Origin of the sequence: Candidatus Rubrimentiphilum sp., assembly GCA_035710515.1 — a bacterium.
In the GTDB taxonomy this organism is placed as follows: domain Bacteria; phylum Vulcanimicrobiota; class Vulcanimicrobiia; order Vulcanimicrobiales; family Vulcanimicrobiaceae; genus Rubrimentiphilum.
Map to the genome: position 1 here is coordinate 1,056,012 of DASTDE010000001.1, position 24,429 is coordinate 1,080,440.

At 61.5% G+C, this 24,429-nt stretch carries 29 protein-coding genes, 1 tRNA gene and 1 riboswitch; of the genes, 3 read left to right on the forward strand and 27 right to left on the reverse strand.

Translation table 11 applies throughout. The features are described 5' to 3' along the window. Positions 1 to 23: 23 nt before the first annotated feature. Both VFO29_05390 and mdh read right to left on the reverse strand, forming a co-directional pair. The gene (locus tag VFO29_05390; protein ID HET9392933.1) at positions 24 to 476 is read right to left on the reverse strand and encodes a hypothetical protein; all 453 of its coding nucleotides are present in this window, start codon (positions 474 to 476) and stop codon (positions 24 to 26) included. Beyond that, positions 477 to 1,400: a malate dehydrogenase gene (mdh, locus tag VFO29_05395; protein ID HET9392934.1), complete on the reverse strand. Its 924-nt coding sequence runs from the start codon at positions 1,398 to 1,400 to the stop codon at positions 477 to 479. 78 nt (positions 1,401 to 1,478) lie between these two features. On the opposite strand from mdh, the gene VFO29_05400 reads away from it, so the two are divergent. Beyond that, positions 1,479 to 2,792 (forward strand): heterodisulfide reductase-related iron-sulfur binding cluster, encoded by a 1,314-nt coding sequence (locus tag VFO29_05400; GenBank protein HET9392935.1) that lies wholly within the window; start codon positions 1,479 to 1,481, stop codon positions 2,790 to 2,792. On the opposite strand, the gene VFO29_05405 is transcribed toward VFO29_05400, so the two are convergent. The 8 genes from VFO29_05405 to VFO29_05440 form a co-directional block, all read right to left on the reverse strand. Then, positions 2,735 to 3,109 (reverse strand): STAS domain-containing protein, encoded by a 375-nt coding sequence (locus VFO29_05405; GenBank protein ID HET9392936.1) that lies wholly within the window; start codon positions 3,107 to 3,109, stop codon positions 2,735 to 2,737. The genes VFO29_05400 and VFO29_05405 overlap by 58 nt on opposite strands. A gap of 38 nt (positions 3,110 to 3,147) precedes the next feature. Then, complete coding sequence (locus VFO29_05410) at positions 3,148 to 4,149, reverse strand: hypothetical protein (protein ID HET9392937.1); 1,002 nt, start codon at positions 4,147 to 4,149, stop codon at positions 3,148 to 3,150. Next, a tRNA-Gln gene (locus VFO29_05415) sits at positions 4,126 to 4,197 on the reverse strand. The genes VFO29_05410 and VFO29_05415 overlap by 24 nt, the downstream gene beginning before the upstream one ends. A gap of 110 nt (positions 4,198 to 4,307) precedes the next feature. Next, complete coding sequence (locus tag VFO29_05420; GenBank protein ID HET9392938.1) at positions 4,308 to 4,880, reverse strand: C40 family peptidase; 573 nt, start codon at positions 4,878 to 4,880, stop codon at positions 4,308 to 4,310. 4 nt (positions 4,881 to 4,884) lie between these two features. Further along, positions 4,885 to 5,019: riboswitch (cyclic di-AMP (ydaO/yuaA leader) on the reverse strand. A 114-nt stretch (positions 5,020 to 5,133) separates the two neighbouring features. Continuing rightward, a complete protein-coding gene (gene glmM, locus VFO29_05425) occupies positions 5,134 to 6,498 on the reverse strand; it encodes a phosphoglucosamine mutase (GenBank protein HET9392939.1) in 1,365 nt (454 codons plus the stop codon). Next, positions 6,488 to 7,156 (reverse strand): hypothetical protein, encoded by a 669-nt coding sequence (locus tag VFO29_05430; protein ID HET9392940.1) that lies wholly within the window; start codon positions 7,154 to 7,156, stop codon positions 6,488 to 6,490. The genes glmM and VFO29_05430 overlap by 11 nt, the downstream gene beginning before the upstream one ends. A 6-nt stretch (positions 7,157 to 7,162) precedes the next feature. Further along, the gene (gene cdaA / locus VFO29_05435) at positions 7,163 to 8,005 is read right to left on the reverse strand and encodes a diadenylate cyclase CdaA (GenBank protein HET9392941.1); all 843 of its coding nucleotides are present in this window, start codon (positions 8,003 to 8,005) and stop codon (positions 7,163 to 7,165) included. Continuing rightward, entirely contained in the window at positions 7,995 to 8,543 is a 549-nt protein-coding gene (locus VFO29_05440; protein ID HET9392942.1) for a hypothetical protein, read from the reverse strand. Before VFO29_05440 ends, cdaA begins: the two co-directional genes overlap by 11 nt. 21 nt (positions 8,544 to 8,564) lie before the next feature. Here VFO29_05440 and rsgA point away from each other — a divergent pair, with 21 nt between their 5' ends. Together rsgA and rpsT are read left to right on the forward strand one after the other, a co-directional pair. Then, positions 8,565 to 9,461 carry a ribosome small subunit-dependent GTPase A gene (gene rsgA / locus VFO29_05445; protein HET9392943.1) on the forward strand — a complete coding sequence of 299 codons (897 nt, stop codon included), beginning with the start codon at positions 8,565 to 8,567 and terminating at the stop codon, positions 9,459 to 9,461. Then, on the forward strand, positions 9,454 to 9,762 hold the full coding sequence (gene rpsT / locus VFO29_05450) for a 30S ribosomal protein S20 (protein ID HET9392944.1): 309 nt from the start codon (positions 9,454 to 9,456) through the stop codon (positions 9,760 to 9,762). Before rsgA ends, rpsT begins: the two co-directional genes overlap by 8 nt. Here the strand turns inward: rpsT and VFO29_05455 are convergent. The 17 genes from VFO29_05455 to VFO29_05535 all read right to left on the reverse strand — a co-directional run bounded on the left by VFO29_05455 (position 9,759) and on the right by VFO29_05535 (position 24,394). Next, entirely contained in the window at positions 9,759 to 10,724 is a 966-nt protein-coding gene (locus VFO29_05455) for a mechanosensitive ion channel family protein (GenBank protein HET9392945.1), read from the reverse strand. The two genes, rpsT and VFO29_05455, sit on opposite strands and share 4 nt — an antisense overlap. Positions 10,725 to 10,736: 12 nt before the next feature. Then, positions 10,737 to 13,073, reverse strand: a complete 2,337-nt coding sequence (gene priA / locus VFO29_05460) for a primosomal protein N' (protein ID HET9392946.1) — start codon at positions 13,071 to 13,073, stop codon at positions 10,737 to 10,739. A gap of 47 nt (positions 13,074 to 13,120) precedes the next feature. Beyond that, positions 13,121 to 14,200 carry a 3-dehydroquinate synthase family protein gene (locus tag VFO29_05465; GenBank protein ID HET9392947.1) on the reverse strand — a complete coding sequence of 360 codons (1,080 nt, stop codon included), beginning with the start codon at positions 14,198 to 14,200 and terminating at the stop codon, positions 13,121 to 13,123. Next, entirely contained in the window at positions 14,197 to 14,721 is a 525-nt protein-coding gene (locus VFO29_05470) for a shikimate kinase (GenBank protein HET9392948.1), read from the reverse strand. The genes VFO29_05465 and VFO29_05470 overlap by 4 nt, the downstream gene beginning before the upstream one ends. Before the next feature lie 26 nt (positions 14,722 to 14,747). Next, complete coding sequence (gene aroC / locus VFO29_05475; GenBank protein HET9392949.1) at positions 14,748 to 15,911, reverse strand: chorismate synthase; 1,164 nt, start codon at positions 15,909 to 15,911, stop codon at positions 14,748 to 14,750. A gap of 47 nt (positions 15,912 to 15,958) precedes the next feature. Continuing rightward, positions 15,959 to 16,414 (reverse strand): hypothetical protein, encoded by a 456-nt coding sequence (locus tag VFO29_05480; protein HET9392950.1) that lies wholly within the window; start codon positions 16,412 to 16,414, stop codon positions 15,959 to 15,961. Between the two features lie 224 nt (positions 16,415 to 16,638). After that, on the reverse strand, positions 16,639 to 17,787 hold the full coding sequence (locus VFO29_05485) for a secretin N-terminal domain-containing protein (GenBank protein ID HET9392951.1): 1,149 nt from the start codon (positions 17,785 to 17,787) through the stop codon (positions 16,639 to 16,641). Then, positions 17,784 to 18,215: a hypothetical protein gene (locus VFO29_05490; GenBank protein HET9392952.1), complete on the reverse strand. Its 432-nt coding sequence runs from the start codon at positions 18,213 to 18,215 to the stop codon at positions 17,784 to 17,786. The genes VFO29_05485 and VFO29_05490 overlap by 4 nt, the downstream gene beginning before the upstream one ends. Beyond that, a complete protein-coding gene (locus tag VFO29_05495) occupies positions 18,212 to 18,769 on the reverse strand; it encodes a hypothetical protein (GenBank protein ID HET9392953.1) in 558 nt (185 codons plus the stop codon). The genes VFO29_05490 and VFO29_05495 overlap by 4 nt, the downstream gene beginning before the upstream one ends. Then, positions 18,756 to 19,331, reverse strand: coding sequence for a PilN domain-containing protein (locus VFO29_05500; protein HET9392954.1), 576 nt, complete (start codon positions 19,329 to 19,331; stop codon positions 18,756 to 18,758). The genes VFO29_05495 and VFO29_05500 overlap by 14 nt, the downstream gene beginning before the upstream one ends. Continuing rightward, positions 19,321 to 20,283 carry a pilus assembly protein PilM gene (gene pilM / locus VFO29_05505; GenBank protein ID HET9392955.1) on the reverse strand — a complete coding sequence of 321 codons (963 nt, stop codon included), beginning with the start codon at positions 20,281 to 20,283 and terminating at the stop codon, positions 19,321 to 19,323. Before pilM ends, VFO29_05500 begins: the two co-directional genes overlap by 11 nt. Then, on the reverse strand, positions 20,280 to 20,891 hold the full coding sequence (locus tag VFO29_05510; GenBank protein HET9392956.1) for an A24 family peptidase: 612 nt from the start codon (positions 20,889 to 20,891) through the stop codon (positions 20,280 to 20,282). Before VFO29_05510 ends, pilM begins: the two co-directional genes overlap by 4 nt. After that, positions 20,888 to 21,409 (reverse strand): hypothetical protein, encoded by a 522-nt coding sequence (locus tag VFO29_05515; protein HET9392957.1) that lies wholly within the window; start codon positions 21,407 to 21,409, stop codon positions 20,888 to 20,890. Before VFO29_05515 ends, VFO29_05510 begins: the two co-directional genes overlap by 4 nt. Positions 21,410 to 21,420: 11 nt before the next feature. Continuing rightward, positions 21,421 to 22,074: a cytochrome c biogenesis protein CcdA gene (locus tag VFO29_05520; GenBank protein ID HET9392958.1), complete on the reverse strand. Its 654-nt coding sequence runs from the start codon at positions 22,072 to 22,074 to the stop codon at positions 21,421 to 21,423. Beyond that, on the reverse strand, positions 22,074 to 22,544 hold the full coding sequence (locus VFO29_05525; protein HET9392959.1) for a prepilin-type N-terminal cleavage/methylation domain-containing protein: 471 nt from the start codon (positions 22,542 to 22,544) through the stop codon (positions 22,074 to 22,076). Before VFO29_05525 ends, VFO29_05520 begins: the two co-directional genes overlap by 1 nt. Positions 22,545 to 22,589: 45 nt before the next feature. Then, positions 22,590 to 23,264, reverse strand: a complete 675-nt coding sequence (locus tag VFO29_05530; protein ID HET9392960.1) for a sigma-70 family RNA polymerase sigma factor — start codon at positions 23,262 to 23,264, stop codon at positions 22,590 to 22,592. After that, the gene (locus VFO29_05535; protein HET9392961.1) at positions 23,261 to 24,394 is read right to left on the reverse strand and encodes a type II secretion system F family protein; all 1,134 of its coding nucleotides are present in this window, start codon (positions 24,392 to 24,394) and stop codon (positions 23,261 to 23,263) included. Before VFO29_05535 ends, VFO29_05530 begins: the two co-directional genes overlap by 4 nt. Positions 24,395 to 24,429 lie beyond the last annotated feature (35 nt).

The window sequence follows — 24,429 nt, forward strand, 5'->3', positions numbered from 1 at the left end:
GCAGCGGCAGCCGCAGAATTGCCTTAGCTGACGTAGCTGACGTTTACGGGAAAACCGGCCTCTTCCGCGCCGCGCAGCACCGAGAAGAGCTCGTCGAGTTCGTCTTCTATCGCCACGATCTCGCTGGCGCTGACGCCGACCGGCTCAGCCTGCTCCCACAGAATGCGGCGCGCTGTCTGTAATGCGGCGCGAAATCGCTGCGGCGTGGATTCCAGGACCGGCCAGTCGTCGAGAGTCGCCGGTGGAACGACGCGCCAGCCGAGGCCTGATTGCGGATCTTCTTCTTCATCGAAAAATGCATGCGGGATGGCGGACAGCATCGTAAGCGCTTCCTGCTCGTGCGCGTGCAGATGCAAGCCGGCTCCGGTGAGCTTGACGATGTACCGGAAAAACGAGGCGTTCCCAACGCTGTAGGCTCCCGCCGGTGAGGTCACGCTGATATGGACGCTCTCCAGCTCGCCGCCCGCGTAATCCATCTAAGGCAATACTTTCACGAGCGACTCCACCGCTTCGGCGCTCTTGTGCAGCGCGGCGTGTTCTTCGCTCGTCAACTTGATCTCGAAGATCTTTTCCAAACCTTTTTCGCCAAGCTGGCACGGTACGCCAATAAAGAGATCCTTGATGCCGAACTCGCCTTGCAAATATGCGGCGCACGGCAGTATCTTGTGCTTGTTCTTCAAGATCGCTTCAGCCATCTCCATGATCGATCGCCCCGGCGCATAGTACGCGCTGCCCGCCTTGAGCAGATTGACGATCTCGCCGCCGCCTTTGGCGGTGCGTTCGACCAAGCGATCGACGGTCGCTTTGTCCATCAACTCGGTGATCGGAATGCCGGCCACCGTGCTGTAACGAGGGAGCGGCACCATTTGGTCGCCGTGTCCCCCAAGCACGAATGCGTAGACGTTTTCAACACTGACGCCGAGTTCGGCCGCTATAAAGGTAGAAAACCGCGCTGAATCGAGCACGCCCGCCATTCCCAACACGCGCTCGCGTGGGAAACCGCTGACGCGCCGCGCCACTTCGCACATAGCGTCGAGCGGGTTGGTGACGATGATCAAAATGCAATCCGGTGAATACTTGACGGCTTGCTCCGTCGCCGTCCCAACGATCTCGGCGTTCGCGCGTACCAGATCGTCGCGGCTCATCCCCGGCTTACGCGGGAAACCTGCCGTGATCACCACGATGTCGGAATCCGCCGTCGCCTTGTAATCGTTGCTGCCGAGGACGCTGACGTCGCTTTTTTCGACGGGCATGGACTGTAAAAGATCGAGCGCCTTCCCTTGCGGGACGCCCTCGACGATATCCACCAGGACGATGTCGGCAAGCTCTTCCGCCGCCAGCCAGTGGGCCGCGGTGGCGCCGACGTTTCCGGAACCTACGATTGTTACCTTATTTCGCACGGTGCTGTCTGTTCAGTAATCGCCGGCAAAACTCCGGTATTTCGCGGACATCAAACTCGGGCCGCCGAAAGGCGCGGCATGATCGAGGCCGCGCTCTATAACCAATGCGTCCGCTGCGGCCTGTGCCTGCCGACCTGCCCCACCTATATGGAAACGCTCACCGAGACATCGGGTCCCCGCGGCCGGATTAGCCTCATGAAAGCCGTGGCTGAAGGGCATCTCGACACGCTCTCGCCCGGCTTCGTTCACCAGATGTCCGAGTGCTTGGATTGCCGTGCCTGCGCCGCGGTCTGCCCCAGCGGCGTGCAGTACGGCGTCCTGGTTGAATCGGCGCGCGCCCGAATCGAACAGGCCAAATCGCCCAAGCGCAGCTTCTTCTCCCGCGTTGGCCGCTGGTTTTCAATCAAAGCGCTCTTCGGGAATCTCGCGTTGATGCGCTTTGTAGCGACCCTGCTCCGTTTCTATCAGCGCTCCGGCCTGCAACGTCTCGTCCGCGCGACGCGCATCCTGCGGCTGCTGCGTCTTGATGAAGCGGAGTCCTTTGCGCCGGCTATCTCCTCACGGTATTTTGTTCCGCGCGATCAGCGGTTTGACGCGACGAACGCAAGGTACACAGTGATGCTGCACGCCGGCTGCGTGATGCATGTCGCGTTCGCGGAAGTTAACGAAGCGACGGTTCGCGTGCTGCGCAGGAATGGCTGCAGCGTCGTCGTGCCGTCCGGTCAGGGCTGCTGCGGCGCAATCGCGGTGCATGCCGGCGAGCCGGCCTTCGCCGAAGAGCTGGCCAAACGTAATATCGCCGCGTTTGAGCAGTCCGGCGCCGACTACTACATCATCAACGCGGCCGGTTGCGGCTCGGCGCTGAAAGAGTATGGCGAGCTACTTTCAGGCGATCCGCGCTGGTCGGATCGGGCCGAACATTTCTCTTCGCACGTGCGCGACGTGCTCGAATTCTTGGATCAGATCGGAATCGATCCTCGTCTTGGAGTCGTCGAGGGAATCGTCACCTACCAGGACCCTTGCCATCTTGCTCACGCGCAACGCATCGCGGCCGCGCCGCGGCGGCTGCTTGCGAAAATTCCCGGCCTGCGATTGATCGAAATGAACGAAAGCTCGGTCTGTTGCGGAAGCGCCGGCATCTATAACCTGACGGAACCGGTCATGTCGCGCCGCTTGCGCGATCGTAAGGTCGCCAACGCAATGGAGACTCAGGCGGGCGTCGTGGCAACGGCTAATCCAGGCTGCGCGATGCAAGTCTCGGCCGGCCTAAAGCAAGCCGGAAGCAACGCAAAGGTCAGGCATATCGTCGAACTGCTCGACGACGCCTACCGGAACTACACAGAGGGAATAAGCCGGTCGCGATCCTCGAGCGCCGCTTCTATCGAAGGGTAAACCGCCAGCACGTCCATCAGGCCGGTAATCGTCAATAACCTTGCTATCGTTCCGGTCGAGATAATCACGCGCACCCGGCCGGCATTTTCCAGCGCGCGTTTGTGCGCGCCGATGAGCGCGCCCAATCCGCTTGAATCCAAAAACTCGAGTTGCGAGAGGTCGACGAGGATATCGTGCTTGCCCTGATCCGCCGCCTCGAGCATGGCGGCGCGCAGCGACGGCGAGGTTTCAAAATCCAAACTGCCGCGCAAACTGAACACGATCGCGTTACCATCGTGTTCCGGCCTAATCTCTACGGAGAGCGGCTCTTGCGGCACGAGACTCGCCTTCTCGTAGGTTGCGAGGATAGCCTTGCTTACGATGTCTCCTCGGTTCGCTCTACGAACGCGTTGGTGGCATCGTTCCAGCGCCAATGGTGTGCCGATGTGAGATGCACGCCGCCGATCCAGCGATTCAACGGCTGTTGATCGAGCCAGTCCGCGTCGCCGCCGAGCACACGCCGGCCTAGAACTGTCACGTCGTAACCGTTTTCAAGTTCCGCCAATAGCGGTGCGGGCTGCGCGCTGAGATCGGCGATCACCCGGTAACAGGCCGAATCACCCATGAAGGCCGCTTCCTCTCTCGCCTGAGCGCGGCGGAAGATCTCTTCGGCGGGCGCGGTGCCTTGCGCGGCAGCTTCCAGAACGTGTTTTTGCGACCGGGAAAGCCCGCTCGCCATCGCGGGATATTCCTCGCTCAAACGCCGGAATGCATCGCGCAAAAACGGCAGACCGGCGAAATTCTCGGCAGCCGCTGACTGCAGCAACGCCGGTGTAGTGCTCGTGAATGCGGCCCACGCGCGCGCCGCGCTGTCCGAGGTAGCTGAGGTTACGAACCGCCGCTTTGCGAGCAATGCCATTAACTCATCGGCGAGCAGCGTGCCGAGGTATTGATCCGACTGCACCACCTGCACGCTCCCGGACCCCATGCCCATCTCGCGCAGCACCGTAAGAATCTGCAACAAGTGCAGTTGGTCGAAGAGGTCGTGCTCGAACCACAACACGACTTCGTCGAACTCCCTCGCACGGCGCAGAATGGCGTCGCGCTTTTCGAAGTCGTGGTGGATCTTTATCGGGTTTCCGTATCCGCGATCGCATAGAAACTGTGCGCGCACGCGGCTAAGCTCCTCAAGCGAAAGACCTGCCGGAACCGGCCCTTCGTTCAGTACGTCGCGCCAGGCGAGATGCGTGCCGAGCAGACCCGCTTTCTTCCAGGTGTAGAGAACCGAGTCGCCGTTGGTGACGTGGAGCGAGTTGACGCTCAGGACCCCTCCCATGCCGCTAAGGCCAAAATGCTGGGGCGAATGGATTCGAACCATTGCATGGCGGATTCAAAGCCCGCTGCCTTACCGCTTGGCTACGCCCCATCGGCGCGACCTGGATTATGGCTCCCGCCTAGCGTTCCTGTCAAATGACGGCAAATGAAAAGGCGCCCCCTTTGAGGGCGCCCGGTCTACAGTATCCTTAAAGGCGTCTCTTAGTGGACTGCCATCACGCGTTTTGCGCCGAGGTAGCGCGCCGACCAGTACGAGTCCGACAGGCTGCTGACCATCACGCCGTGGCTCGAACTAGCGTGGACGAAGTGGCCGTTGCCGATATAGATGCCTACGTGCGATGGACCGCGCTCGTAGGTCTGAAAGAACACGAGGTCCCCGGCTTTTACGCCGCCCACGGCCCGTCTACCCGAGTAATACTGGGCGTCGGCCGTTCGGGGGAGGTGGACTCCGAGCATCGCGTACACGTGCTGCACGTAGCCGGAGCAATCGAAGCCGTAGCCGCTGGTCCCCCCAAAGACGTACGGGGTGCCCAGGAAGCGCAGGGCGCTGCGGGTCAGGCTCTTGGCGATGCGGGCTGTCCGGACGAACAGCCGGCTCGCAAACCGGGTCATCTGGTGGTGGCGGGCGCTCTGATGGGCGCTGACGCCGGTCCACTGGGCGACGTCGGGGCTATAGGAGGCGGACGACACGACCGCCGTTGGAGCGGCCTGCGCAAATGCGCTAGACCCGGCGATTAAAAACGCCAATGCCCCGGTTGCTAAAAGATAACGCAAGAACTGCTCCTCTTTCAAAACACTTGCGGGGTTAGTTGACGGGTTCGGACGTGAAAGATCGCCCTAGGGCCGACCGGCCCATTCACCCCACCGTTGAATCCCCCGTTCCGGGCCAATCCGGACTCAGTGATTACCTGGCAGGTTCTGATGCCGCGCCTGCTATGGCCGGCATGCTTAGCGCCTTACTTTCCCCCCAGACGAGGCTTCCCTCCCCGGGTCCTATGCGGCGCTTTTCATAGTAATCGGCGGGGGCCTACATAAGTGTAGACACCGCCGCTTCTATACGGCCGGCCAAGTCGCGCGCGTACGCCTCGACTCGGTCCCGGTCGTCGCCTTCGACCATAACACGGATGAGGGGTTCGGTACCAGACGGACGCACCAGCAAACGTCCAGTTCCGGTTAAGTTGGTTTCAATTTCCTGTATGGCTCGACGAATTTCGGGCATTTCGAGCACCTCGGTGCGATCGGTCCGCACGTTGAGCAGAATCTGCGGAAAGACCGCCAGCTCGCTTGCGAGCTCGTGTAAAGTCTTTCCGCTGCTTGCCATGACCGAGAAGAGTGAGATGGCCGTCTTTGGTCCGTCGCCGGTGGTGTTGTTACGCAAATTAATGATGTGCCCGGACTGCTCTCCGCCAAAGACATAGCCGCCTTCACGCATCTTCTCCAGCACGTAGCGATCGCCGACGGCGGCGCGCAGCAGCGTTATGCCGTGCGCGTTCAACGCTTTCTCCAGCCCGAAATTGCTCATCACGGTGCCCACGACGGTATCGCGCGTCAGCTCCCCTCTCGACTGAAGATCCAGCGCGAGAATCAGCATAACGTGATCGCCGTTACAGATCGCACCCGTCTCGTCCACGAACAACGCTCGATCGGCATCGCCGTCAAAAGCGACGCCCACAACGTTACCGTCCGCATCGTTCAGCTCGCGTACGCGCCGGGCAAGCGCGCGCAGGTCGGTGGCGCCGCATTCAACGTTGATGCGCGAGCCGTCGTCCTCGCAATTCATCTCCAGCACGGTGGCGCCGAGCTTGCGTAGTGCATATGGCGCATACGCGTAGGCCGCACCGAAGGCGGCGTCAACGACGACCGTCAGATTGCTCAGACTCTCGGCGCCCGCGTACAACTCTTTGTAGTAGTATTTGCCGAGATTCATTGCGTTCTTGGCAACGCCGACGTCTTCGCCCGCCGGCCGCGGCTGCTCGTCGCGCGTGTGAAGCAGCGCTTCTATCTCGTCCTCGGTTTCGTCGGACAGTTTAAAGCCATCGGCGCCAAAAAACTTGATGCCGTTGTCAGCGATCGGGTTGTGCGATGCACTGATCATCACGCCTGCGGCCGCACCAGTTCGCACGGTTATCGCCGCGACGGCCGGCGTCGGCACGATTCCGACGGTGACCGCGTCGCGCCCGACGGAAGTGATGCCCGCTACAATAGCGGCCTCGAGCATGGGGCCGGAGAGCCGCGTGTCCCGTCCCACGACTATCGGGCGATGACGATCGCTGCTGCTTGCGAGCACGGCAGCCCCGGCCCGCCCAACGGAAAACGCAAACTCGGGTGTCAGATCGACGTTGGCGACACCGCGAATGCCGTCGGTGCCGAAGAGCCGCTCTCTAGCGGCCATGCGCCGAAGCCGTTCCCGGCAAGAACTGCGCCTGCACGCGGACCAGGTTCGGCACGACTTGCACGTCGGAAATCTCTTGGCCGGCGGAGTTTACCGCGACCGGCCTGATCATGGCATCCAGCTTGGCTTTGCCGTTTACCAGCTGCACGTCGATGCGAACCGTGGCCACTTGGGCCAGCGATTCGGTCGGCCCCCGCACCACGGCGCTCGAAGGCGTCAGCGTAAAACGGCTCACGACGGCGTTGCCTTGACCGCCATAATGAATCGCGAGCGGAAACGTCCGCTGATCCATCTTCGAGATCGTGAGCGACACCGAGGCTGGGCTGAGCGACTGCACGACAACGTTCGGCGCGACGAGCTGAACAGGAACGTTATAGACGCCGGCGCTGCGATTCGAAAGATCGAGCACGGCCTTGATCTCTTCAGGCTTGATTGGCGGTTCGCCGGTTTTCGGAAGGATTGCGACACTGGCGGTTTTGTCAACGTACGTAGCGATCAGCCCCGCGGGCAAGTTGGCCGCAGTGATTGGGACGTTCATATGCTGCTCGAACGGCGGCAGAATCGCATTCCCTATAAAGCGGAAATATGCCCATCCGACGATCGCCAGCGAAAGCGAGAGAACTTTCAGCAGAAAGTTATGGCGCAGAACCTGCAACATGGCCGCTTAAGCGGTCTTGCGCGGCGGGGTCAATCGCGCGCGCAGATTGCGAACGAGATCGCGCCGGATCGCTCCCGGATCGCGGTGCGACCGTGTCGACGCTAACAGAAAACGAAACAGTCGCGGCTCTTCCTCGATCGCGCGCGTAAGCTTTCCATCCCGCGCCACTGCTACGCTACCGCTTTCGGAGACGACGATCACGACCGCGTCGGTTTGCTCCGAAAGGCCGAGCGCCGCGCGATGACGTGTGCCCAGGCGATCTCCAGTGGACTGCTCCGCCAGCGGCAGTAGGCAGCCGGCGGCCTCGACTGTGTTTTCCCGCACGATGGCGGCTCCGTCATGCAATGGCGATCGGGGCGAAAAGATCGAGACCAGCAACTCGGCGGAAAGAGTCGCGTTCAAAGTCGTGCCGCTTTCGACGAACTCCTTGAGACCGGTCTGCTGTTCGATGACGATTAGCCCGCCGGTCCGCTCGCGCGAAAGTAAGAATGCGGTCCGCGCCAGAATCGACATGGTGCGATCCTCGGCGCGATTCTGCCGTTCGGCATCATCGGAGCGAAAGAACCCGCCGCGCCCCAAATGTTCGAGCGCGCGCCGAAGCTCCGGCTGAAAAATGATCGGGAGCGAGACTGCCGCACCGAGCAGCGCGAGCTTGAGAATTGTGCCAAGGAGCAGCAAGTTCAGAACATTTGCCAGGCCGAGCAAACCGACCAGCACCAATACGCCGGTGAGGATTTGCACGGCGCGCGTTCCGCGAATGAGCAGCACCAAGTAGTAGATCAAGACGCTGGTCGCGATAATGTCGACCACGTCGGTAAAGACGACCGAATGCCAGAGATTACTCCACACCGCTTTGCTCCAGCAGCGATTCGAGGATCCGATCGACCGCGATCTCCGGCGCCTGTAGCCCGGCGGACGCAATCTGCGCAACGAGCGAGACCGGCAGCGGATTCAATAACGCGACTTTGCGCCAGCCGTGGAACCTCCGCAGCTCCACATCCGCCAAATCCAGAACGAGCGCCGGGGACGTGAGCTCGGGGCGAAACTCGACGACTACCGAGCCGCCGGAGATCGCGCAGTCCAGTACGCCCGCAGGCATTCCGTCCCCGCTCAGCGCTGCTTCGATTGCAGGCAAGGCATCCGCGGGCGTTGGTTCAATTGCAAGGGCGATGATCGCGCCGTCGTACCACTTCGCTTGCGCCAAGCCGGCTTCGGCCTCGGCCGGTTCCAGCGACGCCGGGCCCTCGACGAGACCATACGTCCGCCGTATGCCGGCCTGCGATTGGGCAACATTCAAAGATGCGCCGGACGGCAGCGATGCTGCCATCTTCTTGCGCTGCGTTTCATCAATCGTGCCGTCAAAACGCACGGTTCTCGCCCAATTCACGGTGTGTCAACCGTTAGCCGCGTGAGCGAATTCTTCCCGGGCCTCGTGCTCGGCATCGGCAAGAACGTCGCCTGGGTGGCGTTGGACGGCGAACAGCAGCCTCGCATCGCCACGCTCAAACGCGCGCGCGGAAAACGCGAAATGCCGGTTTCAGGCGATCGGGTTGAAGCGCAAGTGCTCGAGGACGGCAGTGCGCTTATCGAACGCGTTCTGCCGCGCACGGCGATTCTCGAACGCCGGATCGCGCAGGGGCGATCGAAAGTCATGGCGGCCAACGTCGACACGCTTGTGACGGTCACGTCGCTTGCGGATCCGCCGCCGCGCCTGACGACGCTCGATCAACTCCTGGCGTACGCCGAGCTCGAGGAAATCGCAGCCATCGTCATCTTCACCAAACCCGATCGCGCCGCGCCGAGCCTTCGCAAGGAGCTTGCCGCGCTCTACGAGTCACTCGGCTACGACACGCTGGTCGTCAATCCGAAGACAGGTCAGAACATGGACGCGCTTCGAGCTAAGCTCGATGGGCGGCACTCAATGCTGGCCGGCGTTTCAGGCGTCGGCAAGAGCTCGATCTTCCGCGCCCTCGGCGGCGTGGCCGTGGTCGGTGAACTCTCGAGTGCCGGGCTTGGCAAGCAGACCACCAGCGCTGCCAGACTCTATCGGCTGCCGGCCGGCTTCCTTATAGATAGCCCCGGCGTAGCCGAATTTGGACTCGGTCAAGTGACGCCGGCCGAACTCGTTCACAGCTTCCGGGAGCTGCGCGAACACGCGGCCGCTTGCCGTTTCACCGACTGCAGCCACCTGAACGAACCCGCTTGCGCGGTCAAGGCGGCGCTGGGGGCAGGCAGCATCGCTCCGAGCCGCTACGAAAGCTACCGCCGCATCCTGGAAATGTGCTATACTCCGCCTCGTGCCTAACATCAAAGCAGCCGAAAAATGGATGCGCGGAACCGCGCGCCGCAGCGCCCGCAACCTCGACGTGAAGACGCGACTGAAGACCCTCTACAAGAAGGCCGCGACCACCGGCGGCGAGATGGTGCAAGAAGTCGAGGGTCAGTTCGACAAAGCCGCGCGCAAGGGCATCATTCACCCGAACAAGGCGGCGCGCAAGAAATCGCGGCTTGCCAAAGCGACAGCCAAGACCGCCGCTCCGGCCGCGGCCGCCAAGAAGCCCGCCAGGAAAACGGCTGCCCGCAAGACTTCGAAGAAAAAAGCCTAGCTCGCCGTCGTAGTACGGTCTCCCATGTTGGCAGTCCGAACCGCGTCATAGATCCGCCGCCGGAATTCGGCGGCCGCCGAAGCCCGCGTTTGTACGCTCTCGACCGGCAGGTACGCGGTGACCTCCAAGCTCGCTTCATTTACCCCGGTTAGCGTTATGGGCGCGCCCCGTGATGCCCGGCTCGCTAACGCTTCGAGCTCGTGATAGTTTCCTTTCCACGGAACCGTCACAGTCACGGCCATAATTTGCTCGGGCGATCCGAGGGAGTAGTTGATGAGCACCGACCCGGCTACTTTTTCGTTCGGAATAACCACCGGATTCTTTTGCGCATCCAAGAGCGTCGTGCTGCGCCACTGGATATCGGTGACTTCGCCTTCAACACCGAAGTCGAATTTCACGAAATCTCCCGGGCGTATCTGACGCGATGCAACGATGTGCACGCCGGAAAAGAGATTTGCGAGCGTATCGCGCAACGCGAGCGCGACGGCCAGCCCTCCCAGCCCAAGCGTAGTTAACAGCGGCGCGATTGCGACGCCGAACGTGCTTAGCACCGTCACGATTCCGACGACCAGCACCGCGCCCTGCACGACGTTGGCGTAGAGCGAGGCGGAAAACATGCGTTTGTCCGCTTGCCGTCCATAAGCCGTAACAGCGGTTGCCAGAAAACGCGCTAATACCCAGGTCACCGACAGAATCGCCAGCGCCGAGATGATGCGGTCGACGAAGAGTCCCGTTCGCGGAGTCAATGCAACGTTTCCGAGGCCGACGTACACGCCGGCGAGTGCGCACCACAAGACCGTAACGCTGCCGACGATCTCAGCGATCGCCGCGACAGATTCCCAACCCTGGCGCTTTGCAATCCGGCGCAACGGAAGCAGCAGCCCGAACTGCACGATCAGGCCTACGATGATTCCGCCCAGGAGCCACACCAGCGGCAGCCAGGCCGCGCTGTTTACGTTCATCCAGCCATCACATCACGGATCGACGTTAATCGCAAGCCTTGTCGTATGGGTCTTATGCGCCAGCGGCTGTACACGCGCACGCACCGCACCCCGCATCGGCTCGCCCTGCATTCCTTTGAGTGCGATTCTGAAGCGCCACTCGTCGTTCAGGCGCGCGATCGGAAACGGCGCCGGTCCCAAGACTTCGCCCACGCCGGCGGTTTCGAGCGCCGCGGCATACTTGCGAGCCTGCTCCAGCGCCTGCGGGCGATTGCGGCCGAATATGCCGAGATACAGCAGCTCGCAGGCCGGCGGATAGCGAAGCGCGATGCGGTCTGCCAGTTCTTGCCGCGCGAAGCCGGTGTAATCGTGTGCCGCCGCTCGTACGATCGCGGGATGCTTCGGCGAATACGTTTGCACGATCGCCTCCCCGGGCCGAGCCCGGCCGCTGCGCCCGCACACTTGCATGATCAATGAAAACGTGCGCTCGGCGGCGCGAAAATCCGGAGCATGCAGGCCGATGTCGGCGGCCACGACGCCGACGAGCGTCACTGCGGGGAAATCCAACCCCTTGGCGACCATCTGCGTGCCGACCAGCACGTGGCCTTCTTCGCCAAATGCGTCCAGCAGGCGGGCGTGATCGCCGATACGCGTGGTCGTGTCGCTATCCATCCGGATCACGCGCGCGGCCGGATATAGGCGCTGCACTTCTTCGGCCACACGCTGCGTTCCGACGCCGAGCTCGCGAATGGACTCGCTGCCGCAACTCTCGCAAGCGTTTGGGATCGGACGCTGCGCGTCGCAGTAGTGACAGCGCAGTAATCCTTCCGCGCGGTGCACGGTAAGCGAGACGCTGCAGCGCGCGCATTCGGGCACGTTTCCGCAGGCCCGGCACAACAAGAAATTGCCGCTTCCGCGACGATTGACGAAGAGCACGCTCTTCTCACCGCGCTGCATGCGGTCATCGAGCGCCTGCGATAGGCTGCTGCTAAATATCCGCCGGTTACCCGCCTCGAATTCCTGCGCCATGTCCACAATGCGCACGACCGGTAATTCCTGTCCCGTTGCGCGTTTGGGCAGTTCGTAGAGTTCAACGCGACCCGCCAGTACGTCCGCATAGCTTTCCAGCGGCGGCGTCGCACTGCCGAGCAAGAGTACACCTTGTTCCAACCGCATGCGCTCGCGTCCGACGCGAACGGCATTATAGCGCGGTGACGTGTCTTGCTTGTACGACGTCTCTTGCGCTTCATCGATTACCAGCAGACGCACGTCGCGCATGGGAGCAAACACCGCGCTGCGGGCACCCACAACCACATCTACCACGCCACCTGCGCAGGCTTGCCACGCATCGAAACGCTCGCGTTCTGAAAGCGCCGAGTGCAGCACCGCAACCCGTTCGCCGAAGGCTTGCTCGAAGCGGCGCGCGATCTGCGGTGTCAGCGAGATCTCCGGAACCAGGACGATCGCCCGGCCGCCGGAGCGCAACACGTCTTTGATCGCCTCAATATAAACGAACGTTTTTCCGCTTCCTGTAATTCCGTGCAGCAGCACTTCCGAATGCTCGCGGCGCGCAAGTTTCGCCGATAACGCGTCAATGGCCGAACGCTGCTCCGGCGTCGGATCAAAGACCGGCGGCGGCAGGGTTTCGCGGCGCGGCGCGCGCGCCGGAACGATCTCTTCTTCTCGTATTGCTCCAGCCTTTACGGCGCGCGCAATGATGGCGGTAGAAAAGCCGGCCAGTAGCGCGTCAGCGCGCGGAACGCCGGGCTGCGCACGCACGAATTCGAGTAAGGCCTGTGCCTTCGGACCTTTTATCGCGCCGTCGCCCGGATGCAAGACCTTAATGCGATATTCGTGCGTGCGCGCATCGATAAACCGGCGCTCGCGACGAAGCTCGCCGGCGCGTACGAGAGCATTCAGATAGCGCAGCAGCGCGGTCCGGTCGCCAGCGCGGCGAGCTTCAGGGTGGCGGAGCAATTGATCGAGCGAAAAGCCCTCGGCCAAATCATCCCATATGAGCGACAGCAACCGATCCGGGACCGACGCGAAGCGCTCGCGGTCCGGTTGCATTGTGACACGCACGAACGTGTCGACCGTGCGCGGCACTGCGCCCGCCAGGACGACGGTAGACAGCGCTTCGCCGAGCGTACACAGATAATGCGCCGCGACGAACTTCGCAAGCTGCAACCCAATCTCGTCAAAGGCCCGGGGCACGCCGGCGTGCGCGTTGACGGCACGCAAAGGGCGGTCCGCTTCCACCGTCCGCGGTTCCGACACAACGAAGGCCACGTGTTCACGGCTGCCCAGCGGAACGCGGACGACGTCGCCGATCCGCAGTTCTAGATCGCGCGCATCATAGCTCAACGGCAAATCGAACCGGGGCGAACGGATCGCGGCGAGCGCGTCGATCGAACGAACTAGCGGAATTCCGCGCCTCCCGGGAGCTGCCCGATGCGTTTGAGTACCGCTTTCACTGCTGCCGGGCTCACCTCGACGCCGTACTCGACGTCGCCAATCGCGCGTGGTACCACAAACCGCAACCGTCCCTCCCGTTTCTTCTTATCGGCAGACATCGCCGATAGAATTGCGGCCGGCGAGCGGCGCGTGCAGGTTGGGAGCCGCAAGAGGGTCAGCAGCGTAAGCACGCGCAAGTGCTCGTCGCGCGAAAAGCGCCCGGTTCGCAAGGCCAGCAAACCAGCCGCGCGCAAACCAATTGAGACGCCTGCACCATGCGAAACGCGGTATCCGGACGCGCGCTCGATCGCGTGACCAAAGGTATGACCCAAGTTTAATATTTCGCGCGCTCCGTGCTCCAGCCGATCGTCTGCGACGATCATCGTCTTCACTTTCAGCGAGTCCGCGACCACGCTCTCCCACGGCCAGCGCCAAAACGCGTGCGGCGCCAAGTGTTCGAGCCTTTCGAAAAGCTCGCCGCCTTCGATGATCGCATGCTTTACCATCTCGGCGAGACCTTCGCGGAGATTGCGATACGGCAGGGTGTACAGCGCGTCGATGTGCCCGAACACCGCAACCGGGCTGCTGAACGTTCCCGCCAGGTTTTTTCCCTCGGGCAAGTCTACGCCGGTCTTCCCTCCGATGGCCGCGTCTACCATCGCGACGAGAGACGTCGCAACGTGCGCGTACGGCACGCCGCGCATATATATTGAAGCGGCGAACCCGAACAAATCGGCGGCCACACCGCCGCCCACGCCCACAATCAGCGTGCCGCGGTCCGCTCCGGCGCGAACCAGAGCTCGCAACACCTCCTCAACCGTTGAAAGCCGCTTGCGCCGTTCGCCTAGCCGCACCGGCACGAGCGCTATCCGGCCGCGCAAGCCGCGAGTCAACTGCGCCGCATACGACATCACGTTCGCGTCGCACAGGACGGCGAAGCGATCGCCGCGCGCCGCAATGAAATCGGCGAAAGGCCGCCGGATCGAGGGCGCTACCAGAATCGGGTAGCCGAGATCGCGATTCTCGGTCGCCTCGCTCGTCACAACGTGATACTTTCGCGGCGGATCCAATCGGCGATGGCATCTGCAGCGCGGGCGGGGCTCATACGTTCTGTATCGACGACGAGATCCGAATCCAAGTAGAGCGGCAACCGCCGGGCATACAGAGCCTCCACTTCCGATGCCTTCGGAGCGGACCCAAGTAACGGCCGAGCGTTCGTAGCACGCCGGATTCGCATGAGTGTTTGCGCCGGCGACAGTTTGAGAAAGACGCGATAGGCGTTCTTCTTCAGCAGCGACAGCGACGGCGCGTATGTTACTGCTCCGCCACCTAGCGCGATCACCGCCGGCGCTTTGTCTTGGACGAGCTGCTCGAGCACTTCGCATTCGTACTCGCGGAACTTCGCCTCTCCTTGCGTCGCAAAGATTCCGGAGATGGATCCGTATCGTTCAATGATCAGGTCGTCGAGGTCGCAGAACTCAATTTTGAGCCGCCGCGCGAGCTTTTTGCCGACCGTCGATTTCCCCGCGGCCATGAAGCCCGTCAACGCAATAAACCGTTTCATGATCTAACCCGCGTTTCCAAAGCATTTCACGGAGCATTGCCGGTTCGATCAAACAGTGCCTCGGCGGCTGCAGTGCTTCGGCGGAGGTTATCGATCGTTTCTTCGATCGAGTCGCCGCCGTATTTTTCGAGCACCGGCGCGACCAGCGCTAGGCGGACCATTGCCTCGCCCACAATGGCAGCGGCCGGAACAACGCAAACGTCGCTACGAACGATTGACGCCGGCGCCGCAGTCTTCTCTTGCAGATTCACCGACGGCAGCGCACGCATAAGCGTTGGTATCGGTTTGACGCTCACGCGCAGAACGATTGCTTGCCCGTTGCTCATCCCACCCTCGATACCGCCGGCGCGATTGCTCGTGCGCACGACCTGTGCGTCATCAAGAGCGAACGGATCGTGCGCGCTCGACCCCGGGCGTGAGGCTACGTCCGCGCCGAGGCCGACCTCAACCGCTTTTACGGTTTGCATTCCCATGATTGCGCCCGCGAGCACTCCGTCCAGCCGCGTTTCCGGTTGACGGTTGCTGCCGATTCCTACGGGCATCCCGTTTACCCGAACGATGTATTGCCCGCCAAGTGTGTCGCCTGCCGCTTTCGCGGCGTCGATTGCCGCAATCATCGCAGCTTCCGCCTTGGGATCCGGGCACCGAACCTCGCTCTGCTCGACGGTTTCCGCGGAGAAGTCATCGACCTCCGCCGCTTCCACAGGGCCGATGCGATGAACGTACGATTGCGTCGAAATTCCGAGCGCTTCCAGAAACTGGGCACAGATGTCGCCGAGGCACACACGCATCGCGGTTTCGCGGGCGCTGGCGCGCTCCAAGATGTTGCGCAAATCTCGCTGACGGTATTTCAGGGCCCCGGCATAATCTGCGTGACCGGGCCGCGGATTGGTTAACTCCTTTCCGCTGCCGGTGATCGGGTCCATCAACTGACGGTTGTTTTCGTAATCCCGGTTGCGGATCATCACCGCGATGGGTGAACCTAACGTGTAAGAGCCTCGCAGCCCCGCGAGAAACTCCACCTCGTCGCGTTCGATCTTCATCCGGTTGCCGCGGCCGTACCCGCCTTGCCGTCTGGCAAGTGTTGCGTTGATCCGTTCGACGTTTACATGCAATCGCGCCGGCAGTCCGTCGAGGACGCCGACCAGCGCGGGCCCATGCGATTCGCCCGCGGTAAGATAACGGAACATTTCCGGGTTTTAGTGGTCGCGCCTCGCACCACCCGCCTTCGCCGCCCTTAGCGCCGCGCGGCCTTCTTCTTTGGCCGGCCGCCCTTAGCGCCGTTCCGGCGCGCGGCCCTGGCTTTTGCCGGCGAAGTTACGCGACCCGCGCGCGCGTAGGGATCGTCGCCAAAAATGGCCTTTCGCAACATTCCCAGCGGCGAAATGTGCACGTCATACTCAGAGAGCTCAAAGCTGTCTTTGGCGCGCGACAGTTTGATAGACTTTACGGCGGATCTAGGTAGGTCCCGCAAAACCGTGATGTTTCTTGGTATCAGCACCTCAGTGCCGCCTTTTAGAGTGATCCGCAACGAATCGTCCGTGGACACATACCGAATCGAGGTTGGGTTTCGTTTGAGCTCCAGGTTTTCAAAGAATTCCGCTCGTGCCATATTCTCCAAGGAGAGACTGGGAAACTTACTCATGGAACTTTCTCCAAAGCGCCCAGCACTCCGATAGCCGGCTTGAGACAATTTTCTGGGCCCTCGCCCTATCTGCTCGATTCATATTTCGATGCTTACCTTGCTGTACAGTTCCCTCGAAAAGACGTATCGTCACAAACCCGCTACCGCATTTGACGTGAACAGGGGCGGTGGATGATCGTGGATGTAAACAAGGACTCGAAACACGCCCCAACGCGGCCTTAGCTCAGGTAACCATGATACCGAACATGATGGGTTAGCGCAAGCTTCGCCGCTCACGGCCGTAACGCGCCGCCGGATGACAGAATGTGCGGCGTGATCAAGAACACTACCTCATCGCGCTGGTGCGTTCGCTGCCGGTCTTGAAAGAGCTTTCCAATGATGGGAATCGAGGAAAGGCCCGGCACCCTCGTCATCGTTTCCGCATCGATGTCGCGCAGCAATCCCCCTAACACGATAGTTTCTCCATTTCTAACTCGTAGCTTGGAATCGACCTTGCGATTCGTAAGCACGGGATAACCACCGACGAAACCTTCAATCGCACTGTATTCCGGATGCATTTCGGCAGTCACGCTTCCGTCGCTGCCGATCGTAGGCGTCAAGCGAAGTTTCACCCCGATGTCTACGAATTGCACCTGCTGACCTCCGAGCCGGGCATCGTAATACACGACCGGATACGTCTCACCGATAAGGAGGTCGGCTTCATGGTTGTTGAGGGTTAAGAGTTTGGGCGTTGCAAGGATCTGTGCGTGCCCTGAACTGATTAGTGCATTTAACCTCGCATTGATCGCGAGCGAGTTCCGCGCGAACGTATACGTCGTCGCGCCCGACATCGGTTGTCCACTTAGGTCATAGCCGCCCAACTGGATGCCGATATCGCTCTGGTCGTTAACAGGCCGGACGTCCGCGACACGCACCTCAAAAAGCACCTGCGCGCTAGGCACGTCCATTCCGGACAGCACCTCGGCAGCCTGGCGTTGCAAATCTTCAGACGCTTTTATGATAACGGCGTTCTGAGCGTCGTCTGCCACGATGCCGGCATCCGGAATAACGGCTTTCAGCGCAGCAGTCACTTCGCTTGGCCGAAGGTACCGCAGCGGATACACACGCGTCCCATCGCGCCGGCTTGTCGAATCGGCCGCGCCTACGATCGAAACCGGTCCCACGCGCCGCAGCACCAGACCTCGCGATTCCATTACGGCACGTAGGGCCTGCGCCAAGGTGACATTCACGAGCCGCATCGTTATGCGATCGGACTTGATGGAGCTGTCCGCGATAATGTTCGTCTCCGATTCGGCTGCCAACAGTGACAGAACCTCGGCAACGGTCGCGTCGTGAACATCAATTGTAATGGTCGGCGCCTGAGCTCGGCACGACGCAACGAGGACGCCCACCAAGACAATCGCGGTCAGAGTACTCTTCATGGCTCTTCCTCCAGCGTCACCGTCTCACCGTCGCTCAATTGAATTCGGTCCATGCCAATAAAGGCGACCTGGAGCGAACCAACGGCGTCGCCGACACCTACTATCCGCGTGACGCCGCCGATGTCAACGAGCGCGCGCGAATTGTCTCCGAAAGCGATCGCGCGAAGTGCTATCCCAGAAGCGGCCTCATGCGCGCTCCGATCAATACTTGGAACGGCTGCGGCAGGCGTGCGTAGCGCCGCCCCACCCGGGAGAAACGGATCCCGTGGAACGAAAACCGCTTTTTCCCTCCACGGACTCCCGCGCAAGTTTGCTCCCGGCTGGCCTTCGCCGACGACTGCGGGTACGCTCACATCCGGTGACGGATGCGCGGCCAATGGCAAGAGCAGTGCCATCACGATCGCGCTTGCCGCAAAGATCGCCCTCACCGGATCGCGAGGCGATAGAGCGTTGCATGTATTGTGGCGCTGAGCGTGGCTCGCGTCTGAGCGCCAGATGTCCTAACCGCGAGCTGCGCTCCATCGATGCCGATGAGCGTCTTGCGCCGCGGAAGGTCTTGGATGAAATGGAGCAGCGAGGCAAACTCGCCTTGGACTTCCATTGTGAACTGCGTTGCCAAAAGGCTTTCCGGTGTTTTGGCGGGTGCGACACTTTCGCGCTGAGCAGTCAGCGAAACGACCCGCACGTCAAAAAGGCGGCCTAAGGTCGCAACGCGTTCGAGCAGCTCCGCGGTCGAACGTGGCAAACGGTTCTCTCGCGACAGCCGCGCCAGGTCGTTTTGGGCGATCCGCTCCTGGCCGCGAAGAGCGGCGCTTCGCGTCAGCGTTCGATCGTTTATCGCGATGCGCGCTTGAAGCTCGTGCGCAGCCGCCGAGGTTCCCTCCAGCGCGTTTTCGTAGCGGGCGGTGATGCCGTAATATCCGCCGATCAGGGCCAGACTCGCGAACATCCAAACCGGGCCCGATCCGTCACGGAAACGCATTGGTACTCGAAACGCTTCCATCGGTAACGTGCATCGTGAATCTGACGGCGAGATCCGGAGCCGCGCCATCTTCCACTTGCGCACTCATTAGCGCCGGATCTCCAATCGAGCGATCGCGAGAAATCTGCCGTAAGGCAAGGCCGAGAGCTGCCAGATTCGGCGCGCGCCCTTCGACAGCCAGGCCAAGACTATCGGGCACGACGGACGTAAGCCAGACGTTCGCGGGAAGGTCGCCGGCGATAGCCGCCAGCCTGCGTGCCGTAGACGTGCCCGAGCCGACAATGGATCGTATGCGCCGGTCCAATCGTACAAGATTCTGTACTTTATTGCTGTAAACGTTCGCCTGGGCAAGCGTGCGCGTCTGCGCTTCGTAACGGTCTGCCAAACTGCGTTCAAACTGCAGACTCTCGCGCAGCCGGTTAGCCTCAATGGCCCACGAGGCCGCGACGACGATGCACGAACATATCAGGGCGCCGATCGAAGTCCTCGCGCCCCTCGTTATGCCCGAACGGCGGAGAAAGGTCCGCAGATTCCATCGCCTCCCGAGATAATCAAACGTCATCGGTGGCACCCGACGCGAGCGTTGCAGCTAGCGTCCAATCCGCCGCGCTGGAAGCGACGACGTCTTCCGCATACGGTTCGCCGTTAAACACGTGACTCACCGCGAGCGCGCAATGCACGCCGCCCGCTTGCTCGACATCACGAATAATGTGCGGGAGCCGCGCGCCGTTGCCAACAACCGCGATGCGCCTCACAGGCGATGCATGTTTTGCGGAGTGTATCAGTGCAGCCAGATGGCCCACTAAAGCTTGGCGCGCACGCTCCCCGGCGCCCGCGGTCCCGAGAATACGTTTTCGTTTTTCGGCGGTTGGCTCGTCGAGTCTGAGGTCGTTCTGAATTCCGGCCGTTATTGCGGCCCCACCATGCTGCGTTTGGAAAGCGTCTAGTGAACCTTTCACATACAGCGTCGAGCGATGATGCCCAATATCCAGAATGCCGTCGAATGTGGGAAACGCGCGCCGCATCGCGCATCCTTCATCGTCCAAACTCAAGGGACGAAGGCCGGCGCGACGCAACAGCGACATCTTGCTTTGCACCGCACTGGCACGCGCGATTCCGAGCGCCCACAAGCGCCCTTGACCGTCAACAGGGCGCAGGCAAACTACCGCTTCCGAAATCGGGTAGTCGACGTGTCGCGCAGCTTCGAATCGAGCGGTTCGACTGCGCTCGATCGCCGTCATCTGAGGAAGCGCCAATGTTCGCAACGATGCTGCCGGCATGCCGATAGCTGCAATACACCGCCTTTCAGCTGTGTTGAGTTCTGCGACGGCATCCTCGAGCAGGGCGGCGACATACTCCACATCGCTGACGCCACCGGCGCTTATTGCGCCCGCCGGCACGTCTCTCGTTGCCACCGCCCGGAGACAGCGGCCGTTTCGTTGCCGCACGGCGTGAGCCACACGCAAGCGGGCCGTTCCTATATCTACACCCAGCGGCAGCGATTGAGTCTTCATGCGCTTTGTAAAGCCAGCTCGATGAAGGCGCCCGCCGCGAGATACGGAGCGAACGGCACGGTCTCTTTCCCCCGCGCACGCCGCGACAACAACAGCACAGCTGCGTACGTTCCGCCAAGAACAAACGCGAAGCCCAAAGATCTCAAACCATTTCTTGGCCCGAGCAATGCGCCGACGCATGCCGCCAGCTTCGCGTCACCCAAACCGATGCCGCGGCCGCGCGAGGCAGCATGCAGTGCGAGAATCGCGCCCGACACCAAAAACGCGCCTCCCGCAATTGGCGCGAAGCGGCCGTCAATCATACCGATAAGCGACGCCGCGACCAGACCGGATAGCGTTACCGAGTCAAAGATATATCCCGCGGCAAGATCCGTGACGGCGCTTACCGCGAGGCACCCGACCAACACGAGCACCAGGGCCGATTCCCAAAACGAGTTTGTGCGGGTTGAAAACACGGACTGAACCAACCAGCACGCGCTTAGCACAACTCCGCTGCAAGGCGTTAAGATCTTTTTGCGGATGCCGCACCGTTTACATGCCGAGATCGCCGCGCTCATCAACGCTGCGTCTGCGGCACCGCCAAGCGCCAATGCCAGAGCCGGGTTCATCGTTGAAGTTCAGCCAGCGCGGCAGCCGCGGGCAAGTAGTGGGAGCGCAAGCGCAGTGCGGCGCGCCACAGGCCAACGGCTTCCGCCCTTCTCCCGGCCCGCTTAGCCGTCCAGCCGGCAAAGACAAACACTTGCGGATCGCGCGTCGTATAGGCGGCTCGCCTAAAATCCATCAGTGCCGCGCGATACTTTTTCAACCTCAGATAGCACATGGCTCGGTCGAAAAGGATCGAAGAATCAAACCCGCGCGCCGATAAGAACGCGTCTGCCACCTGGATCGCGGATCGTATCTGTTCCGGCGACCGTCGCTGCAAAGCTACGAACATGTAGCGGTCGGCGGCGCTTGCGGAACTCGCATCAAACCACAGCGCGCGCGCATAGTGGTCGCTTGCGGCTTGTAAGCGATTCTGGATCAGAAAATCATCGCCGCGCACGACCAGCGCATCCGCCAACTGCACGTGAAACAGCAGCGCTGACAGCATTAGGCTGAACAGCGCAATCGACAGGCGGCGAAGCATAGCGGCAAGACTCATGCCACGACCACATAGTAGCCGGCGAGCCCAAGCAGAAGCGATCCGCCAATCATGCTCGTCGCGCCCTGGACATTTGGATGAGTAAGTAGCGGCCTCAACACGCTGCCGCCGATCGCCACCAAAGCAACCGGAAACGCGTGGCCTAAGGCAAAGCAGGCGATCGCCGCGCATGAGAACCAGAGCCCCGTGACTCCGGCGTAGGCGATTGATGCGAGAACAATCGGCGTGCAGCATGGCGATACCATCAGCGCGGATGAAGCGCCCAGCAGGAACATGCTTCCGGACGATCGCCGCCAGTGTACTTGCGAATGTACACACTCAGCCGGAGCCCGTATGACCGCCGCCAATCCGCCGGCGGCCAGAAAAACTGCGGCGATCGCGTAGATCTCTCCTGAATATCTGAACGCTTCCCAAATCAGCGAGCCGGCTAGCGCAAACAGCAGATACGCCAAGACAAGGCCGGCAACGAACGAGCCGGCGGCGAACGCGCTCTCCCGCAGACTCTTGTTGCTGCCGCATGCTGCTACCGCAACCAGACGCGATGCAGCGCATGGCCCAAAGCTACCGGCCAACCCGGCCGCAAATGCAAGCACCGGTGCGTAGGCGTTGCCGCGGCCAATCGCCAGCAGCGCCGAGGAAGTGACGTCCACTAAGAGCCCTGCGCCGAGGCCGCGCCGAAGCCGGTTTTATTATCGTACTTTACATGTGTATTGGTCGTTCCCGGCACGAGGTTTTGCAGCGTGGACGGATCGTGCGAACCCGGACACCAGATCGTATATCCCGCAACGCCGCCATTCCCCGACGCGGCGGCCGTGGTCAACATGTAATAGGCGCCCGGTCCGGCTGCCGGATCCAGCGGAACTTGGCTTAAGTAACCGCTCATCGTCGTCGTGGTAAACGACGAATCGACGTTTGCTCTGGTTGCCACCGGATAGAACTGCTTGTCCGTATAGTAGAGTTCGAGCGCCGTAGCTATCGTTTTCATGTTACCGATGCAAGCCGCTGTTTGGGCTTGCGCTCGAGCTCGCGTGAAGTTCGGAATGAGAATCCCGGCGAGAATCGCGATGATCGCCACGACCACCATCATCTCTAGCAACGTGAACCCGCGTTGACGTTCCATGTCCACCTCCAGCGACGTCAAGAGATCACGGTGCCCAATATATGTCTAAACCGCGACTGCGTTTCTCATCTTCTTCAGCGCGCGGCGGTGCAAGCGCGATATGTGCCGGCGCGAATATCCCAGGCGGTCGGCCAGTTCGAGTTGACTGTAGCCTCCGGCGTACATCGCGACCACGATGGTCCGTTCCGGCGCGGTCAAATGCGCGAGCGCCTCACGAATCACGATCGCATTTTCCGGCTCGTCGACCGCGTACGCGACCGGCTTGAGCTCGTAGGGCGCAAGCGCGTCAAGGGACTCAACCGTGGCCCGGTCCCGGCACCGATATGCGTCCGCAATATCCGCAGGTGTGACCCCGAGATGCTGCGCGATCTCGCGCGTTGACGGTTCACGTCCCAATCTGCTTACCAGTGACTCTTGCGCTACTTGAACCTGCTTCTCCATCTTCCGCAGCTGGCGCGGCGCTCGCACCAGCCTTTCATGATCGCGTACGAAATGCATAAGTTCACCGATGATGAAAAGCCACGCAAAGGCTTCGAACGGCGTCTCAACCGACGGGTCATACCGGTCGCAGGCTTTGATCAGTCCGATTGCCGCGATCTGCTGCAGATCCGCGCGATCGATTCCGGGGCGCATGAACTTGCGGCATGCCCGCGTGCACAATCTGCCGTACTCGTCGAACAACGTCTCCCTGGCGGGGGCGGGATTCCTGGCATGCATCATTTTATGTTCCCAATGAAAGAGTAGAGCGGGATAAACACGGCGGCCGCGACCGCGCCGACCACGCCTCCGAGGAAAAGGATCATCACAGGTTCTAATGCGGAGGCGAGCTGCTGCAGCGCGATCTCCACGTCGAGCTCGTAGTAGTCGGCGATGCGAAGGAGCATCTCATCGATAGCGCCGGTCTCCTCACCTACGCGAACGAGCTGCAAGAATAACGCATCGTAGAGCCGCGAAGCCGCGAGTGGTTCGGCGATCGAAGATCCCCGAGCCAACGATAGGGACAGCGACTCGACGCTTGCGCGGTATCGCGGACTACCGGCCACTTCAGCTACCACGGGCAAAGCGGAGTGCAGATTGACTCCGCACGCTAACAGCGTGCCGAGCATACGCGCAAACCTGCCCAGACTTGCCTTGCGCAAGATCGCCCCGATCACAGGCAGCGCTAGTTGAGCGTCTTCGATTGCCGCTCTGCCTTTGGCGGTGTTTCTCAGCTGGAGGACGGCGAGGACGGCGGCACCGCCCGCCAGCCCAATCGTAAGCCAGGCGCCGGCGGATCGCAAAGCGGTGGAAAAAGCAATGAGCGCACTCAGAAGCGGCGGCACTGCGACATGCAGCTGTGCGTACATGCTGGCAAACATTGGAATGGTCGTAGTCAGGAGCAGGCAGATCACCACAACCGTCGCGGCGGCGACAATGCCCGGATACGTCAGCGAGGCAGCTATTCGCTTGCGTACGCTGCGATCGCGCTCAAGTGCTCCCGCCAAACGCTCGAGCACTACGTCGAGCGCCCCGCCCTGCTCGCCGGCTTTGATCGTGCCGATGAGCAATCGCGAAAACACGCGTGGATGGCGCTGCATCGCCTCGCTTAGAGATAGGCCGTCTTGAATCTCGATGGCCACGGCGCGTAGAGTCTCGCGCAACCTGCGATCGCCGGACTGCTCGATGCAAACGCCGAGGCAGCGCGGCAGAGAGACTCCCGCGCGAACCAACGTCGCAAGTGACCGGAAACACGCTACCAGGGCGCCTTGCGAAACGGACCCCAATTGAAGAATGCCCGCACACCGGCCCCGCGCCGTCGCTGCATCTTCCAGCGAACTGACAAAGAGCGTCCGGTTTCGTAATGCCGTCATCGCATCCGGCAGCGATACCGCCTCAACGGATCCTC

Excerpts from the sequence above, each read along its gene's own strand:
- VFO29_05390 (HET9392933.1), bottom strand. The coding sequence starts at position 476 with ATGGATTACGCGGGCGGCGAGCTGGAGAGCGTCCATATCAGCGTGACC.
- VFO29_05400 (HET9392935.1), top strand. The coding sequence starts at position 1,479 with ATGATCGAGGCCGCGCTCTATAACCAATGCGTCCGCTGCGGCCTGTGC.
- VFO29_05410 (HET9392937.1), bottom strand. The coding sequence starts at position 4,149 with ATGGTTCGAATCCATTCGCCCCAGCATTTTGGCCTTAGCGGCATGGGA.
- glmM (HET9392939.1), bottom strand. The coding sequence starts at position 6,498 with ATGGCCGCTAGAGAGCGGCTCTTCGGCACCGACGGCATTCGCGGTGTC.
- VFO29_05430 (HET9392940.1), bottom strand. The coding sequence starts at position 7,156 with ATGTTGCAGGTTCTGCGCCATAACTTTCTGCTGAAAGTTCTCTCGCTT.
- VFO29_05455 (HET9392945.1), bottom strand. The coding sequence starts at position 10,724 with ATGAACGTAAACAGCGCGGCCTGGCTGCCGCTGGTGTGGCTCCTGGGC.
- VFO29_05470 (HET9392948.1), bottom strand. The coding sequence starts at position 14,721 with ATGAAACGGTTTATTGCGTTGACGGGCTTCATGGCCGCGGGGAAATCG.
- aroC (HET9392949.1), bottom strand. The coding sequence starts at position 15,911 with ATGTTCCGTTATCTTACCGCGGGCGAATCGCATGGGCCCGCGCTGGTC.
- VFO29_05485 (HET9392951.1), bottom strand. The coding sequence starts at position 17,787 with ATGAAGAGTACTCTGACCGCGATTGTCTTGGTGGGCGTCCTCGTTGCG.
- VFO29_05495 (HET9392953.1), bottom strand. The coding sequence starts at position 18,769 with ATGCGTTTCCGTGACGGATCGGGCCCGGTTTGGATGTTCGCGAGTCTG.
- VFO29_05500 (HET9392954.1), bottom strand. The coding sequence starts at position 19,331 with ATGACGTTTGATTATCTCGGGAGGCGATGGAATCTGCGGACCTTTCTC.
- pilM (HET9392955.1), bottom strand. The coding sequence starts at position 20,283 with ATGAAGACTCAATCGCTGCCGCTGGGTGTAGATATAGGAACGGCCCGC.
- VFO29_05510 (HET9392956.1), bottom strand. The coding sequence starts at position 20,891 with ATGAACCCGGCTCTGGCATTGGCGCTTGGCGGTGCCGCAGACGCAGCG.
- VFO29_05515 (HET9392957.1), bottom strand. The coding sequence starts at position 21,409 with ATGCTTCGCCGCCTGTCGATTGCGCTGTTCAGCCTAATGCTGTCAGCG.
- VFO29_05525 (HET9392959.1), bottom strand. The coding sequence starts at position 22,544 with ATGGAACGTCAACGCGGGTTCACGTTGCTAGAGATGATGGTGGTCGTG.
- VFO29_05530 (HET9392960.1), bottom strand. The coding sequence starts at position 23,264 with ATGATGCATGCCAGGAATCCCGCCCCCGCCAGGGAGACGTTGTTCGAC.
- VFO29_05535 (HET9392961.1), bottom strand. The coding sequence starts at position 24,394 with ATGACGGCATTACGAAACCGGACGCTCTTTGTCAGTTCGCTGGAAGAT.